This is a genomic window from Pseudohongiella sp. SYSU M77423, assembly GCF_029911965.1.
In the GTDB taxonomy this organism is placed as follows: domain Bacteria; phylum Pseudomonadota; class Gammaproteobacteria; order Pseudomonadales; family Pseudohongiellaceae; genus Pseudohongiella.
Genome location: NZ_JARYTH010000005.1, coordinates 115,429 through 131,634 on the forward strand (window position 1 = coordinate 115,429; position 16,206 = coordinate 131,634).

Sequence of the window (16,206 nt, forward strand, 5' to 3'; positions counted from 1 at the left end):
CGACAATGGCGCCTATACTATCATCATGTCGCAGCCAGTCCATATCCTCCCCACATCAGACCAGACCAGCAGCGCCCCTCAGTGGCACGTCCTGGGTGCAGGCGCCATGGGCTGTTTATGGGCATGCCGACTGCTTGAGACGCTGGGGCCGGGGTCCGTGCAAATGATTGTGCGCAATAAAGAAACGCTGGCCGATTTTCAAGGTTACCTGACGCTGGAAGTCGACGGTCGCTCGACGCATTATCCCGTCACGGCGACAGTGGCGGAAAGGCTCGGGCCTGGTGCTGTAAATAAGGATCAGCAGTCGGCCGACGACGGCACCATGATCAAAGGGCTGTTATTGGCCACCAAGGCACACGAAACTTGCAGTGCATTGAAAGGCGTATGGCACGCCATTGCGAAGGATGCTCCGATTGTCTTGCTGCAGAACGGCATCCGCACGCAACTGCAAATAATGAGTCAGTACCCGGACAGCAATCTGTGCGCATTAAGTACCAGCCACGGTGCCTGGCAACGTGCCCCGTTTCATGTGGTGCATGCCGGGCACGGCGAGGCATGGGTGGGGCCACTGGAGCAGGCAAACCAGGACTCGTCTTACCTGTCGAGAGACAGCTTGCCCCTGCCCTGGCAGTCAATGAACATTCACCCGGACAAACAGATTGTTGAGCGTCTGTGGCGCAAGTTTGCGATCAACTGCGCGATTAATGGACTGACGGCTATCCACAACTGTCGCAATGGTGAATTGCTGTCCAACCCTGACTATCTGGCGGAACTGCACAGCCTCTGCACAGAAATTTCGCAATTGCTGGTGCGCATCGACACGGCGCCTGCTGTCGCCGACCTGTACGGCGCCGTCGAACAGGTGCTGACCATTACCGCCTGCAATCACTCATCCACACATCAGGACATTCGGCATGGCAGACAGACTGAAATTCGTGAATTGAACGGCTACCTCTGTGAGATGGCAAGCGCACAGAATCTGCCCTGCCCCCGCAACCAGTCGGTACTGGATCAGGTGCTGGCCCTTGAAAAAAGCGCGGACCAAACATGACGCCGATGTCTCCTCCAGGCGTGAAGCGCCATATGTACCTGATAACTGCCCTGATCTTGCTAAGCGTGGTCAGTCTGCTGGTCGCAGTCGGCACGGGCAGTGTGACGCTATCGATGACAGAACTCTGGCAGGCGGTGCGACTACCAGACGGAAATGCCAGCAGCCTGATCGTCTGGGATATACGTATACCACGGGCTCTTGCGGCTTTCCTGTGTGGAGGCCTGCTGGCTTTATCGGGCGTCGTTATGCAGGTCCTGCTGCGCAACCCGCTGGCCGACCCCTATATTCTCGGCGTGTCCGGCGGCGCTGCAGTGGGAGCACTGATAGCGATTACACTGGGGGCGGCCGCATTGTGGATGACCCAGGCGGCCTTTGCTGGCGCCATGTTTTCCGTGCTGCTGGTATTTGGTCTGGCTGCCCGCAGTCGGCACTGGTCATCAACCCGGCTGCTGCTGACCGGTGTTGTGGTATCAGCCGGATGGGGCGCGTTGATCAACATACTGTTGACCACGAGCACGGCCAATACCGTACAGAGCATGCTGTTCTGGCTGATGGGAGATCTTAGTCAGAGCCGCCCGAACCTGTGGCACCTGTTGATACTGATCGGTGGCCTGGCGATACTGCTTAGTCAGGCACGGCACCTGAACGCTCTGTCACGCGGCGACCTTTCTGCGGCAGCACTTGGCGTCAATGTCGCTCGACTAAAATTGATACTTTATTTTTCGGCAGCGCTAATGACAGCCACTGCGGTGACTGTGGCCGGTTCTGTCGGATTCGTCGGCCTGGTTGTGCCACACATGCTGCGCCTGCTTGGAGCCCGAGATCATCGCTGGCTGATCCCTGGCTCGCTGTTCCTGGGCGGCAGCTTCCTGGTGCTTGCTGATACGCTGGCTCGCACCGTAGTGGCGCCCCAGCAGTTGCCGGTAGGTGTTCTGACAGCCTTGATAGGTGTTCCTCTGTTTCTGGTCATTCTGCACCGGGGCTACCGACGGGAGACATCATGAAAAGTCCGCTGCTCAATGTATCAGAACTGTCACTTTGCTCGCCTGGCGGCATCCTCTGCGAACCAGTCTCACTGTCATTGAATGCCGGCGAGAGACTGGCAATTCTTGGCAAGAACGGTACCGGCAAGACCACGCTTCTACACACACTGTGTGGACTCCAGCCAGTCACTGCAGGGGCAGTCAGTTTCGAGGGCCTTGACCTCAGGGAACTGTCTGGCCAGCAGACCGCGCGGCTTTGCGGCATGCTGTTTCAGCACGAGGCGGAACCGATGCCAGCGACAGTCTACGAAGTGGTTATGCTGGGGCGTCTGCCACATGCCCGGCAATGGCATTGGGAGTCACGGCAGGATCACGACATTGTGCAACAGTCACTCAAACTGCTGAATCTTAGCTCGTTGGCGACACGCGACATTCACACGCTCTCCGGTGGCGAGCGCCAGCGTGTTGCGATCGCTGCCGTGCTGGCACAACAACCGAGGGTATTCATGCTGGACGAGCCCAGCAATCACCTCGATATCGCATTCCAGATTCAGGCATTGAATCTGCTGTGCGAGCGAGTATCACAGGATAACACCGCGCTGATCATGGCCACCCACGATATCAACCTGGCGGCCCGATTTTGTACTCATGTACTGCTACTCAATGGCAAAGGGGGATATCGATTTGGCGATACAGCGTCAGTCCTCGACAGCACCACTCTGTCTGACGCATTTGAGTGTCGTGTCGACATGATTGTCACCCCTGAGCGGCGTCTGTTTTTCCCTGCCTGATACTGTGTCCCGGCGCCAGCCAGCCAATTGCAGCGAATGATTGATTAAACGCTCAGTGTGGTTTACTCTCCTGCCGATTCAACAGAAATTGTTGTTATTTCAAAATATTACAAACCTTTACAGCTGTAACATTCAAGGAACCCAACAATGAGAAAGACATGTCTCTCCGCGCTTTTTTCCGTGCTGACAGTCGCTGGACTGGCCGCAACGCCAGTTCTCGCCCAGGATGATGTGCGACTTAATCGCAGCATTCAGACACTGGAAAACGGAGAACCGGTTTTCGGCCTGTTCACTGGTAATTTTTCACTGGCCAATGCGCGCGCACTGGCACGCTCCAACCTCGACTATATCCTCATCGACATGGAGCACACGGCACATGACATGGAGACTCTGCAGGAGTTTCTGCTTGGCATGACGGATAAACTCTCGATCGTCCGTCAGGGCAATGCACAAATGCGGACGACGCCAATCGTTCGACTGCCTGCGAATGGTCGCAATGATCCAGAGTGGCTGGTAAAACAGATCCTGGATATCGGCGCGTTTGGCATCATGTTCCCCTACGTCGAGACCGGTGAGGAGGCACTGCGTGCGGTCAAGGCAATGCGCTATCCGCAGCCACGCGGTTCTGAGATCGCTGAACCAGCAGGTGTCCGTGGTGCGTCGCCAGCTGTTGCCTCATGGTATTGGGGCGCCGCCGACTACGTGCAGCGCGCCGACACCTGGCCACTGAATCCACAAGGCGAGTTGCTGGCGGTCATGCAGATCGAGTCAGTCGCGGGCGTGGAAAACGCTGAAGACATTATTACTACACCTGGCGTTGGTGCGGTCTTTGTTGGACCGGCTGATCTGTCCATGTCCATGGGACTGCCCGGCAATCACCCTGAAGTCCAGGCAGCGATTGACTCTGTGGTAGAACTTTGCAAGCGCCACAACGTACCATGTGGCATCACAACCAACGCCAGCGACATTCAGGCACGACTGGATCAGGGCTTCCTGTTCCCGACAGTGGGCTACTGGGGCGATGCTGGTATCTCCGGCAGCACTGAGGCTAACCTGAGAATCGCACGCGAGCACGCAGGTCGTGACGACTGATTGCCTATAGAGTCGATGGGAACGGGGCCACGGGCGCCGCTCCCAATCAAAAAAAAAAGGGGCCTGAAGGCCCCTTTTTTGTTTTCTGGCAGTTACCGTCTTACATCATCAAAAGGCGAATATCTGACAACAGTTCTGCCAGACGCGTCGCGAACAGGCCCGCATCCAGACCGTTGACCGCCCTGTGGTCGTAACACAGTGAGAACGGCAGCATCTGGCGCGGTACGAATTCATTGTTGATGTACACTGGCTTGACCTGGGTTTTTGATACACCCAGGATTGCTACTTCCGGTGCATTCACAATCGGTGTGAATCCCGTACCACCCAATGCGCCAAGGCTTGAAATGGTGAAGCAGGCACCCTGCATGTCTTCTTTGGTCAGACGGCGCTGTTTGGCCTTGTCAGTCAGCTCAGCCAACTCAGCCGACAATTGCCAGATCGACTTCTTGTCAACATCGCGCAGCACTGGCACTACCAGACCGGCTTCGGTGGCAACAGCCACACCGATGTGGATGTACTTCTTCTGAATCAGTTTTTCACCAGAGGAATGCAGCGACACATTGAACTGCTTGTATTCGTCCAATACTTTGGCACAGGCCTTCAGCAGGAAGGGCAGCGGCGTCAATTTGACACCACGCTTGTCAGATTCCTTGCGCTGGGCATTGCGGAACTCTTCCAGCTCAGTGACGTCGGCTTCATTGAATTGTGCAACGGCAGGAACATTCAGCCAGTTGCGGTGCATATTGACCGCCGTGACCTTGTGCAGCTTGCTCATTGGCACTTCTTCAACTTCGCCAAACTGACTGAAATCGATATCCGGTACCGCGGGAATGCCAGCACCACCACCAGACATGCTGGCAGACGCGGGAGCGCTCAGGCGTGCTTTGACGAATGAGTGGATATCTTCTTTCTGGATACGACCTTTAGCGCCGGTACCCTGCACCTGGGTCAGATCCACTCCCAGTTCTCGGGCCAGCTTTCTTACCGCTGGGCCAGCATAAACCTTACCGTCGTTGCGGCTGGCTACTTCTTCAGCGAACTCCGCCTGTTTGCGAGCCAGACTCTTGTCACCAGACCCACTTGGGCTGGACGGCTGGCTCACCGGCTCTGAAGACGATTTGCTCTCTGACTTCTTGTCCTGCTTGTCGGCATCCGCCTTTTCGGCTTTCTTTGCCGGCGCAACGCCTGCAATTTCCAGCTCCAGAATTGCGGAGCCTTCGGAAACTTTGTCACCGACCTTCAGCTTCAGCGATTTAACAACGCCACCCTGTGGTGCCGGAACATCCATGGCAGCCTTGTCGGACTCAAGCGTGATCAGAGCATCTTCTTTCTGAATCTCATCGCCTTCCTTGACGTGGATCTCGATGACTTCAACATCGCTGTCACCACCAATGTCAGGCACCTTGATTGTCTCGACGCGCTTGTCACTGCCTCCAGATTCATCAGCCGGCTCATTATCGTCGGCGGTTTCTGAACTGTCAGCGGCTTCGGATTTCCCGGACTCTTCTTTTGACTTGGCAGCTTCAGCCTTGTCAGCCTCAGCACCTTTGTCATCAGAATCGGCGGAACCCTCGACGTCCATGGTGACAATTTCATCGCCCTCATTGACCTGGTCGCCAACTTTCACAGTGATACTCTTGATGACACCCGATTTCGGCGACGGTATCTCCATCGCTGCCTTGTCACTCTCAAGCACCAGCAGCGAATCGTTCTCCGCGACTGTGTCCCCCGCCTTGACGAGTATCTCGATAACTTCTACGTCTTTGGTGTCCCCCAGGTCGGGGACTTTTATACTTTCTACAGCCACTTGGCATGCTCCTGAACGTTAGGTTCAATTCAGATTCTTATTGTTTCTGACCATTACACCGTCATCGGGTTGGGCTTGTCGGTATCGATGCCCATTTCCTTGATGGCTTTGCTGATCACGTCGGCGCTGACAAGATTCTCTTTGCCCAGCTCTGTCAGTGCTGCCAGCACGATGTAGTTACGATCCACCTCGAAGAACCTTCTCAGATTCTGACGCGTATCACTGCGGCCAAATCCGTCAGTACCCAGCACCCGGTAAGATGCCGGCACGTATTCGCGAATCTGGTCAGCGTAAATGCGCATGTAGTCGGTGGCAGCAATCACTGGACCCTGTCCGTCCTGCAGACATTTGGTGACATAAGGCACTTTAGCCTTTTTGCCAGGGTGCAGCATGTTCCAGCGTGTGACGTCGATACCATCGCGCCGCAGCTCATTGAAACTGGTGACGCTCCATACCTCGACCGGCACTTTGTAGGTGCTGCGCAGCACTGCTGCTGCTTCACGTACTTCGCGCAGAATTGTGCCACTGCCGATCAGGCGCAATGGCTTGTCGGTCAGGGCCTTGCCACTGACTTTGTATTCTTTCGCCTTGCTGTCCTCCAGCACGTACATACCCTTGATGATGCCTTCTTCGACACCTTTGGGCATCTCCGGATGAACATAGTTCTCGTTCATGCTGGTGATGTAGTAATACACGGACTCTTTTTCGTGGTACATCCGGCGCAGACCGTCCTGAATGATCACGGCCATTTCATAGGCGTAAGTCGGATCGTAGGTCACGCAGTTCGGAATCGTGGAAGCCAGCAGATGGCTATGTCCGTCCTGGTGCTGAAGACCTTCACCGTTCAATGTTGTCCGGCCAGCGGTGGCACCGATCAGGAAACCACGCGCCTGCGAATCGCCCGCTGCCCAGGCCAGGTCGCCAATCCGCTGGAAACCGAACATGGAGTAGTAGATGTAAAACGGAATCAATGGGTAATCATTGACGCTGTAAGATGTGGCGGCCGCCAGCCAGGTGGAGAATGCACCGGCTTCGCTAATGCCCTCTTCAAGCATCTGACCGCTCTTGTCTTCGCGGTAGTACATGACCTGATTGGAGTCGGCGGGATCGTAAAGCTGCCCCACGGCGGAGTAGATACCCAGCTGACGAAACATGCCTTCCATACCGAATGTACGAGCTTCGTCAGGCACGATCGGTACAATTCGCTTGCCGATTTCCTTGTCTTTGCACAGTGTGTTCAACATGCGCACGAAGGCCATGGTGGTGGAGATTTCACGTTCACCAGTGCCTTTCAGCTGAGCGTCGAATGCGCTGATATCCGGCACCGGCAGCGCGTAGCTCTGCGCCCGGCGCTGCGGCACTGCTCCGCCGAGTGCGTCCCGCATTTTGCGCATGTAGCGCAGCTCCAGCGAGTCTTCCTCAGGTCGGTAGTAAGGCAGATCCTTCAGCTTGTCATCAGGAATCGGAATATTGAAACGGTCGCGGAAGCGCTTGAGCGATTCAATGTCCAGCTTCTTGGTCTGGTGGGCGGCATTCTGCGCTTCTGCAGCCGAACCAAAGGCGTAACCCTTGACGGTCTTGGCCAGAATCACGGTGGGCTTGCCCTTGGTTTCTACGGCCTGCTTGTACGCCGCATACACTTTGAACGGGTCATGGCCGCCACGGTTCAGCGCCATGATGTCGTCATCGGACAGGTGCTCAACCATTTTCAGCAGTTCGGGGCTCTTGCCGAAGAAGTGCTCACGCGTGTAGGCACCACCACGCCCCCAGTAGTTCTGATACTCACCGTCGCAGACTTCGTCCATGCGCGCCTGCAGAATACCGTCTTTATCGGCAGCCAGCAGTGCGTCCCAGTGACGACCCCAGACTACCTTGATGACATTCCAGCCGGCACCGCGGAATACACCTTCCAGTTCCTGAATGATCTTGCCATTACCGCGCACCGGGCCATCCAGTCGCTGCAGGTTACAGTTAATGACAAAAATCAGATTATCCAGGCCTTCTCGACCGGCTTTGCTGATCGCGCCGAGTGATTCCGGCTCATCCATCTCACCGTCGCCAAGGTATGCCCAGACTTTGCGGTCTTCGTGTTCCAGCAGACCACGCGCCGACAGGTACTTCATGACGTGAGCCTGATAAATTGCCTGCAGCGGCCCCAGACCCATGGAAACGGTCGGGAACTGCCAGTAATCAGGCATCAGCCAGGGGTGCGGGTAGGAAGACAGACCATTGCCGTCCACTTCCTGACGGAACTTGTCCAGCTGCTCTTCGGTGATACGGCCTTCCAGGTAGGATCGCGCGTAGATACCCGGCGCGGAGTGTCCCTGGAAGTAAATCAGATCGCCGCCCTGATTCTCGGTTGGACCGCGGAAGAAATAGTTGAAACCTACATCGTACAGTGTCGCCGATGAGGAGAAAGTGGAAATGTGGCCACCCAGATCGGAATTGTCCTGGTTGGCGCGCATTACCGTCACCAGCGCGTTCCAGCGGATGATGCCGCGGATCTGACGCTCCATGAACATGTCGCCAGGCATACGGTCTTCGTCTTTGGACGAGATGGTATTGCGATACGGCGTGGTAACCGAAGCATAGGGCAGAGTCTGGGTGACTCGAGATACTTTATCGGTCAGACGATTGAGAAGAAAGTGTGCCCGATTGGAGCCTTCGTGCTCAATCACTGCGCCAAGGGCGTCAAGCCATTCTTCGGTTTCGGTAGGGTTCAGATCATCATTAAGGTCGGTCATATGCGTCATATTCTGTCGGTTGGTTTTGATTATGTGACGGTTGCCGGTCACTTCTGAATAAATGCCGGCAATTTTGTAAATCAATTACATCTGGCGGCAAATGCTACCCGTTGGCGACGCAGATTTCAAGTCGGACACGGCATTTTTGTAGTTAGACTACAAAAACCAGCATGGACAACACAATGACCCATACGACCTGAGTGCGCAGCAACAGATCCTGCAGTGCCTTCAGCTGGTGCGCAGCCCGCAGCCTCGATTCCTGAGCAGTTGCCTCCACGTCATCCAGACCCGCGGCACCGTCGGTCGCCGCCGCCAGCAACGAAAAATTGGTAAGCAGATCCGGTGCCTGCCAGAAATGATTGCGCAATGCCCTGAAGGCACCAACAAAATCACCAGCGAGGGCGAAGCTGAATGCCAGAACACGAACCGGCACCCACTCTACGGCCGCCAGCGTGCGCTCGAACAGGGCAAATTCGTCCACGTCATCCAGCAGGCGACCGTCCCGGAACATGGCCACCAGCAGACAATAGGCGAGCGCGCCGGCTGGCCCGAGCAGGAAGTAGAAAAACAGCACGGCAAACAGCTTTCGTAATGCCGTGCGCTGCAGGTATGTCATGAACTGGCTATGGATTCTCGCGTAGTCATCAGCCGCGGGCTCACCAGCCTCCTGCACCAGCGGCTCGACCATCTGGCAGGCGGCTTCGTAGTCACCCGCCTCCCAAAGCTCCAGGTACTGCTCCACCAGGAGATCCTGGTTATGTCGCGCGAAACAGTAAAGCACTACCAGCACATGGATACCCAGCGTCAGCAGGCCAAAGAAAACACTCTGGGCGAGCCAGATCAGCAGCAACAATGGCAACAGCGGCAGGATAACCGCCATCGCCGGAATCAGTGCCCGCCACTCCGGCAGGCGATGGCGATGATTCAGCAGCCAGCGCTGCCAGGCGACAAACCAGGAATCCACGGCCAGATGGCGATCGCGACGCCAATAGTGATTCAATAACAGGACGATCAGAATTGTCAGGAATTTCATAGGCAGTTGGCCAGATAACGTGTCCAGTCAAAGTGGGGGCCTGGGTCTGTCTTGCGGCCTGGAGCGATATCACTGTGCCCTACTATACGCCCAGAGCCGATTGCCGGGTAGTGAGAGATCAGATAGCGCGTCACCGTGGCCAGGCGGTCGTACTGCTCATCTGTGAAGGGCTTATCATCACATCCCTCTAGCTCGATGCCAATTGAAAACTCGTTACAGTTTTCTCGCGCCTCGAAACAGGACTGTCCCGCATGCCAGGCTTTCCTGTTGAACGGCACATACTGAATGATAGCCCCATCCCGCCGGATAAGCAGGTGCGCAGACACACGCAGGGCTGCAATGTCTGCAAAGTACGGGTGCGCATCGGGTGGCAACTCATTGGTGAACAGCTTGTCGATCCACGGACCGCCGAACTCACCGGGTGGCAAACTGATATTGTGTATCACCAGCAGGCTTATTTCTTCGCCTGCCGGGCGATCACTGCAATTGGGCGATTGCACCTGCGTGACATCCGCCAGCCAATGGTTTGCTATCAAGCATGACTCCTGTCAGATATGCTAAAGTCGCGCACCAGTATAGCACCCGACAGGTAAATCGACATGAGTCTGGATTCACTGACACTCCCCAGCGATATCAGCAGCTGCGTCACTCGAGCGCTTGAGGAAGATATCGGTAGCGGTGATATTACGGCAATGCTCATTGACGCCGATACAGCCGCCCAGGCGCGAGTGATCAGCCGGGAGCCGGCAGTTGTTTGCGGTATTGCGTGGGCAGAGGAAACCCTGCGCCAGGTCTCCCCGGACATCAAGGCGACCTGGCACAAGCAGGATGGTGATGAGATCGCGGCCAATGAGACCATGTTGTCATTGAGAGGTCCTGCGCGCGCGCTGCTGACTGCCGAGCGCTGTGTGCTCAATTTCCTGCAGACATTATCCGGCACAGCCACGCTTGCTCGTCAGTATGCCGCGCTGGTAGCCCATACCCGCGTAACCCTGCTCGATACCAGAAAAACCCTGCCGGGGCTGCGCACCGCACAAAAATACGCCGTCAGAACAGGGGGCTGCGGGAATCACCGCATGGGCCTGTATGACGCGTTCCTGATCAAGGAAAACCACATCAGTGCCTGTGGCTCGATTGCCGCAGCCGTGCAGCAGGCCCGCCAGATCGCCCCAGACAGGCCGGTTGAAGTTGAAGTGGAGTCTTTGGAGGAATTCAGACAGGCCACCGACGCGGCCGCCGACATCATCATGCTGGATAACTTCTCGCTGGAAGATATGCGCACAGCGGTGGTCCGCAATGCGGATCGCGGAAACCAGCGTTGCAAGCTGGAAGCATCAGGAGGCATCAACCGCGATACTCTGGTAACGGTTGCCGAGACTGGCGTTGACTACATCTCAATTGGCGCCCTGACCAAGGATGTGCGGGCGATTGATCTGTCCATGCGACTGACGATGCAGCAGTCTTGAGCAGATTCTGAGCGCTCAAGATCGGAGATGTGATGCCCGCGCTGGATGGCGCTCAGGAGATCGGGAGCCTGGCTCGGAGCTGACGCCAGGTTATCCAGAGTTGGGATCAGGCTGTCTCCGCCGGCCTGACCGAGGGTCAGGCCGCCGGAGACATTAGCTGGAATCGCGGATCAGGACTCCGGCGGAATGATTACGACGGTTTCCATGCTGCCACCGTAGTAGTCCAGGGGCTCTTCACCAGCCGGGAAGCCGGTAATCTGCAGGATGTGAGCCAGCACATTCTGGTAGTCCTCATCCATCAGCGAGCCGGGCATGTCCATCGGCATGGTGCCCAGAATTTCTTCAAACAGGAACACCAGCGGCTGGTTGTTGCGGTTGGACAGTGCAGTTTTGTAGAAGTCCGCGTTATGGCACGCTGAGCAGCGCTCTTCAAATATCGGCTGACCCGCTGCGGCCTGCTCTTCGGTATACACACCATCCGCAATTGTCTTGGGTTGAGCACTCAGACCAAAGGCGGCAACGGCAGCCACGGCTGACACTACAGACAACATACCAAACTTGAACTTATTCATAATAGCTACTCCGACACCCTTTGTGTCTTTACGTCTTCTGTTCCCGTTAAACCACGGTAGACCTTGATTCGTCTGATCCGTTGACAGTTTCACTATAGAAACATCTGGCTGAACCGTTGCTTAACAGATATCTGCATTCTTCAGGAAGGCCGTAATGTAGCAAAAATACAGCCGACGCGGTAGCTACTCAGCACAATCCACTGCCAAGACAACCTGAGTCGTCGTGGGTCTGCCATTGCACCGATCCCGTGGCGGCCTGCCCCAGAAGAATGTAGGTATCTGTCGCTGCGATACCAGCTGCTGTCCCGGCAGGTGTGACAGTCACCAGAAAATCCTCTTCGTTCATGGAGACAGCGACCGAGTCAACACCGCCGGATGCTGACCAGCCATCCTGGGAAGGTATATCCGTGCACTGTTCCGCTCCCCGGGACTGAACACAAAGATCCACAGCTGCCCGCGCTGGCGACGCAGCCGCGATCACTTCTGCAAAACTGGCTCGCGCCGCGTAACTTTGATATGACGGCAGCGCCACAGCTGCCAGAATGCCTACGATGGCGACCACCATCATCAGCTCAATCAGGGTAAAACCCCTGGCCCGAATGATCTTACGACATCGCGTGAAATAGTTAAGTGTTCCTGTATCCATACTCCATCCTCCATGATGACCAAGTCTGCTATGAACGAGTAAACCTCCGGAATGGCTGAACAGCGCCAGCGCTTCCTCATCGATTTATAGCAGCCGCGACGATTGCCTGCTATACAACTGAACAGGGAACCACGATCAGCACACAGGCGAACTGATGTTCAACCAGAGTATTGCCAATTCCATGGTAAAGGCAGGTCTTTTGCCATCAGTAGCGGCCAGGGAGATGGTGCGCCAGGCGGAAACGGAGCATGTCTCATTATTTAGTCTGGTTGCACGCAACCAGAGTATTCCTGCCAATATTCTGGCACGTTTCATTGCCAGACAACTGGCATTGCCATGGGTCGATCTGAGCAACATTCGTGCATCAGTTTCTGACGACAGTCAGCTTGAGCCATACCAGCTCAGTCTGAACATATTGCGCCAGCATGAAATCCTGCCACTTTCGTTGCACCCGGAAACGCCCACTCTTGCCTTCTTCGACCCCGCCTGCGTGACATTCATTGAAGAAGTTGTGCAGCGCAGCCACGCTCCACTGCCGCTTGTTATCGTAGCCCATGATCAATTGCACCAACGGCTCAGCCCGGTTAACAGCCTGCAGGAACAGGATCGTCCGGATGACGACCGGCACCTATCTGGCGGCGACCAGTCACCAAGCAGTGATGACCAGGAGGCACCGGTTGTGCGTTTTATTGATCGGACGATCAGCGCGGCGATTGACGCGGGCGCATCGGATATTCATCTGGAACCCGGCAAGAACCACTACCGCATCCGCTTTCGCTGCGATGGTTTATTGCACGTAATCGAAAGTACCGCGCTTTATCTGGCGCCACGAATCAGCGGCAGGATAAAGGTGATGGCCAATCTCGATATCACCGAGCGCCGCAAGCCACAGGACGGTCGAATCCAGTTTGACTACCGCCCGGGGCAACAGGTGGGTCTGCGGGTCAGCACCATCCCCGTTATCTGGGGTGAGAAAATTGTCATTCGCATCATGAACGACAACCCCGAACAACTGGACTGTCGGAACCTGGGCATGAATGAGCAGCAAACCAGTGTTTTTCTAAAAGCGCTGACTCGCTCTCAGGGCATGGTTCTGGTTACCGGGCCCACCGGCAGCGGCAAATCCGCAACCCTTTATGCCGCACTACAGCACCTCAATCAGCGAGACCGGAATATCTTTACCGTGGAAGATCCGGTCGAGATGACGTTGGCCGGCGCGAACCAGGTTGCGATTAATACTGCCGTCGAACTTGGCTTTGCCACCGCGCTGCGAGCGTTTCTGCGGCAGGACCCGGACATCATCATGCTGGGTGAGATTCGTGACCAGGAAACGGCAGACATCTCCGTAAAAGCAGCCCAGACTGGCCATCTGGTGCTGTCAACATTACATACCAACAGTGCGGCAGACACGGTTCGGCGACTTCTCAACATGGGCGTCGCGCACTACAACCTGAGCAGTGCGCTGTCGCTGGTTGTGGCCCAGCGCCTGTGCCGTCGACTATGTGAACACTGCAAGATGGCTATTGACCCTTGCAGGCAGGATGGCGCTGACAGGCTGCTTGCTGCGGGGATGAACACCGAACAGATCAAGTCCGCCACCGTTTTTGAGGCGCTTGGCTGCCATGCCTGCCACAAAGGCTATCGCGGACGGGTAGCCATATTTGAGCTGTTACCCATTACCGGGGATATAGAGTCGTTGATAAGCGCAGGTGCCAGTACCATCGACATACGCCAGGCAGCAGCCCAGTCAGGACATATCAACCTCAGACAGGCCGCCCTGCAAAAGGTCGCCGCTGGTATAACCAGTCTGGCAGAGGTTGAACGCGTATGTTGAAGCGGAGCTGTCGGCAATATTGCTGGCAGGGAGAGGATGCTCAGGGCAACCGCCTGGCTGGCCAGATAAAGGCAGATTCAACAAGCGACGCCAAAGTGATGCTTTTGAAACAGGGCATTATTGCCCACGTGCTTTCCAGGTCTCGCCAGAAAAGCCCATTGAAGGGTGTCGAGGAAAAAGCCGCAAGCCCCTGGCGCCGGCGCCCCGACACAAACGCCACCATGGTGATGCTGGAACAACTTGCCAGCCTGGCCAGGGCGGGTCTGCCAATTAACAAGGCACTGCAGATTTGCACTGCCAGTTGCAATGACGGGAGTCTGCAGCAGATTCTGCGAACAATGAATCAGGATGTCACAGACGGCAGCATGCTGCATCAGACAATGGAGAAACATCCAGAGTGCTTTGAACGATTGACGATCAACCTGTTAAAGGCCGGTGAACTGACTGGTCAGCTGGATGCCATGCTAGAGCGCGTGGTCAGTCTTGCGCAGCACCAGCTGCACACACGCCAGCAACTCAGGCGGGCGCTGCGCTACCCAACGATTGTGCTGATGACGGCCATCGCGGTGTGCGGTATTTTGCTGACACAGGTGGTACCGGGTTTTGCAGACAGTTTTTCACAGTTTGGTGCTGAGTTGCCCTTGCTGACCCAGCATGTCATGAGTGTTTCAGATTTTGCCATCCGGCACGGAATGTCGATCGCTGTTGGCGTAGCAACGGTGCTGGTTTCAACAAGTCTGATAATCAGGCGGACGACATGCGGAACGCAGTCCTGGCATCGACTCATCATTAATTCCCCGTTGATCGGACCCACCATCCGCGCGGCCTGCATCAGTCGACTATGCAATACGCTTACTGTGGCGCTGCGTAGCGGGCTACCTCTGGTGGAGGCGCTGCAGCTCAGTGCACCGACCGTCGGCAATGAGGTGTATCAGAATGCCGTGAACTCACTGCTTGCCCAGGTTTCTCAGGGCAATACGCTGTCGTCGTGCATTCGCAAGACAGGGCTGTTTCCGGTTATGATTGAGCAAATGGTCACGGTCGGTGAAGAGGTAGGCACTTTGGACTCCATGCTGGACAAATGCGCTGCCCACTACCAGCAGGTGCTGGATTCGCGTATCGCGCAGTTTACCGCTTCGCTTGAGCCGTGCCTGATGGCTTTTCTCGGCATTGTCATTGGTATTTTGATGCTGGCGATGTATCTACCCGTATTTACACTGGGAAGCGCAATATGACGCTGCTTGAATTGTTGGCCCAATCACCCCTCGCAACCATTCTGCTGACAACACTGCTGGGGCTGCTGGTGGGAAGTTTTCTGAATGTTGTCATTTACCGTCTGCCGCTGATGCTGCAGCGCGAATGGCAGCAGCAGTGCTGCGAATTTCTGCAGACAGACCCTGAAACACTCAAGATCAATGATCCGGCACCAGAGCACAAGGTTTTCAACCTGAGCGTGCCTGCATCACATTGCCCCGTCTGCAAAAAGCAGGTCAAACCCTGGCAGAACGTGCCAGTTGTCAGCTATTTATTGCTGAAAGGCAAATGTTCAAATTGCCAGACGCCCATCCATTGGCGTTACCCGGTTGTTGAGCTGGTGACTGCCGTTCTGTCCGGCCTGGTTGCATGGCAGTTTGGCCCGACTGCCACCATGCTTGCTGCGCTGGTCATGACCTGGTGTCTGATAAGCCTGACAGTCATTGATGTTGATCACCAACTGCTTCCGGACAATATTACCCTGCCCCTGCTGTGGCTGGGTCTTGTCCTGACCCTGACTCCGGCTGGGCTGGGAACAACACCCACTGAGGCGATCCTGGGCGCCAGCATTGGATACCTCAGTCTCTGGAGCATCTACTGGGCGTTCAAACTGCTGACTGGTCGCGAGGGTATGGGGTATGGTGATTTCAAATTACTGGCGGCACTGGGCGCCTGGCTGGGCTGGCAGCATCTATTGACTATCGTTATCCTGTCATCACTCGCAGGTGCCGTCATTGGCATTGCGCTGACTGTCATCGCCGGCAAGGATCGCAACATACCCATGCCGTTTGGTCCCTATCTGGCCATCGCCGGGTTTCTTGCGCTCATCTGGGGCGATGCCATCAATCAGTGGTACCTTTTGACAGTCGCGGGCGCCTAATGTCCTGCAAAAAAACCGATCAGCAAAAAGCTGCTTAAAAAAAGCTGGGAGGC

14 protein-coding genes are annotated in these 16,206 nt (G+C 55.9%); 8 read left to right on the top strand and 6 right to left on the bottom strand.

Features of this window, described 5'->3' with window-relative positions; genetic code table 11:
- The first annotated feature begins 25 nt into the window (after positions 1-25).
- From QGM61_RS12000 to QGM61_RS12015, 4 genes are all read left to right on the top strand, one after another.
- Positions 26-1,051 (top strand): 2-dehydropantoate 2-reductase, encoded by a 1,026-nt coding sequence (locus QGM61_RS12000; RefSeq protein ID WP_237134801.1) that lies wholly within the window; start codon positions 26-28, stop codon positions 1,049-1,051.
- 32 nt (positions 1,052-1,083) lie between these two features.
- On the top strand, positions 1,084-2,055 hold the full coding sequence (locus QGM61_RS12005) for a FecCD family ABC transporter permease (protein WP_281133141.1): 972 nt from the start codon (positions 1,084-1,086) through the stop codon (positions 2,053-2,055).
- The gene (locus tag QGM61_RS12010) at positions 2,052-2,825 is read left to right on the top strand and encodes an ABC transporter ATP-binding protein (RefSeq protein ID WP_281133142.1); all 774 of its coding nucleotides are present in this window, start codon (positions 2,052-2,054) and stop codon (positions 2,823-2,825) included. The genes QGM61_RS12005 and QGM61_RS12010 overlap by 4 nt, the downstream gene beginning before the upstream one ends.
- 147 nt (positions 2,826-2,972) lie before the next feature.
- Entirely contained in the window at positions 2,973-3,917 is a 945-nt protein-coding gene (locus tag QGM61_RS12015) for an HpcH/HpaI aldolase family protein (RefSeq protein ID WP_281133143.1), read from the top strand.
- 100 nt (positions 3,918-4,017) lie between these two features.
- Here the strand turns inward: QGM61_RS12015 and aceF are convergent, their stop codons facing one another.
- From aceF to ampD, 4 genes are all read right to left on the bottom strand, one after another.
- On the bottom strand, positions 4,018-5,724 hold the full coding sequence (gene aceF, locus QGM61_RS12020; RefSeq protein ID WP_281133144.1) for a dihydrolipoyllysine-residue acetyltransferase: 1,707 nt from the start codon (positions 5,722-5,724) through the stop codon (positions 4,018-4,020).
- Positions 5,725-5,777: 53 nt separating this feature from the next.
- Positions 5,778-8,468, bottom strand: a complete 2,691-nt coding sequence (gene aceE / locus QGM61_RS12025) for a pyruvate dehydrogenase (acetyl-transferring), homodimeric type (RefSeq protein WP_281133145.1) — start codon at positions 8,466-8,468, stop codon at positions 5,778-5,780.
- A 151-nt stretch (positions 8,469-8,619) separates the two neighbouring features.
- Positions 8,620-9,501, bottom strand: a complete 882-nt coding sequence (gene ampE / locus QGM61_RS12030) for a regulatory signaling modulator protein AmpE (protein WP_281133146.1) — start codon at positions 9,499-9,501, stop codon at positions 8,620-8,622.
- Complete coding sequence (gene ampD, locus QGM61_RS12035; protein ID WP_281133147.1) at positions 9,498-10,037, bottom strand: 1,6-anhydro-N-acetylmuramyl-L-alanine amidase AmpD; 540 nt, start codon at positions 10,035-10,037, stop codon at positions 9,498-9,500. The genes ampE and ampD overlap by 4 nt, the downstream gene beginning before the upstream one ends.
- Before the next feature lie 69 nt (positions 10,038-10,106).
- On the opposite strand from ampD, the gene nadC reads away from it, so the two are divergent.
- Positions 10,107-10,967 (top strand): carboxylating nicotinate-nucleotide diphosphorylase, encoded by an 861-nt coding sequence (gene nadC, locus QGM61_RS12040; RefSeq protein ID WP_411268767.1) that lies wholly within the window; start codon positions 10,107-10,109, stop codon positions 10,965-10,967.
- 170 nt (positions 10,968-11,137) lie between these two features.
- On the opposite strand, the gene QGM61_RS12045 is transcribed toward nadC, so the two are convergent.
- Entirely contained in the window at positions 11,138-11,539 is a 402-nt protein-coding gene (locus tag QGM61_RS12045) for a c-type cytochrome (protein ID WP_237134809.1), read from the bottom strand.
- Positions 11,540-11,726: 187 nt separating this feature from the next.
- Positions 11,727-12,185, bottom strand: coding sequence for a prepilin-type N-terminal cleavage/methylation domain-containing protein (locus QGM61_RS12050; protein WP_272907351.1), 459 nt, complete (start codon positions 12,183-12,185; stop codon positions 11,727-11,729).
- A 154-nt stretch (positions 12,186-12,339) separates the two neighbouring features.
- Here QGM61_RS12050 and QGM61_RS12055 point away from each other — a divergent pair, with 154 nt between their 5' ends.
- Genes QGM61_RS12055 through QGM61_RS12065 form a run of 3 tightly spaced genes read left to right on the top strand, consistent with a single transcriptional unit; the run spans position 12,340 to position 16,153 of the window.
- Positions 12,340-14,019 (top strand): GspE/PulE family protein, encoded by a 1,680-nt coding sequence (locus QGM61_RS12055; protein ID WP_281133149.1) that lies wholly within the window; start codon positions 12,340-12,342, stop codon positions 14,017-14,019.
- Positions 14,013-15,254 (top strand): type II secretion system F family protein, encoded by a 1,242-nt coding sequence (locus QGM61_RS12060; protein WP_281133150.1) that lies wholly within the window; start codon positions 14,013-14,015, stop codon positions 15,252-15,254. Before QGM61_RS12055 ends, QGM61_RS12060 begins: the two co-directional genes overlap by 7 nt.
- Positions 15,251-16,153, top strand: a complete 903-nt coding sequence (locus tag QGM61_RS12065) for a prepilin peptidase (RefSeq protein WP_237134812.1) — start codon at positions 15,251-15,253, stop codon at positions 16,151-16,153. Before QGM61_RS12060 ends, QGM61_RS12065 begins: the two co-directional genes overlap by 4 nt.
- Positions 16,154-16,206 lie beyond the last annotated feature (53 nt).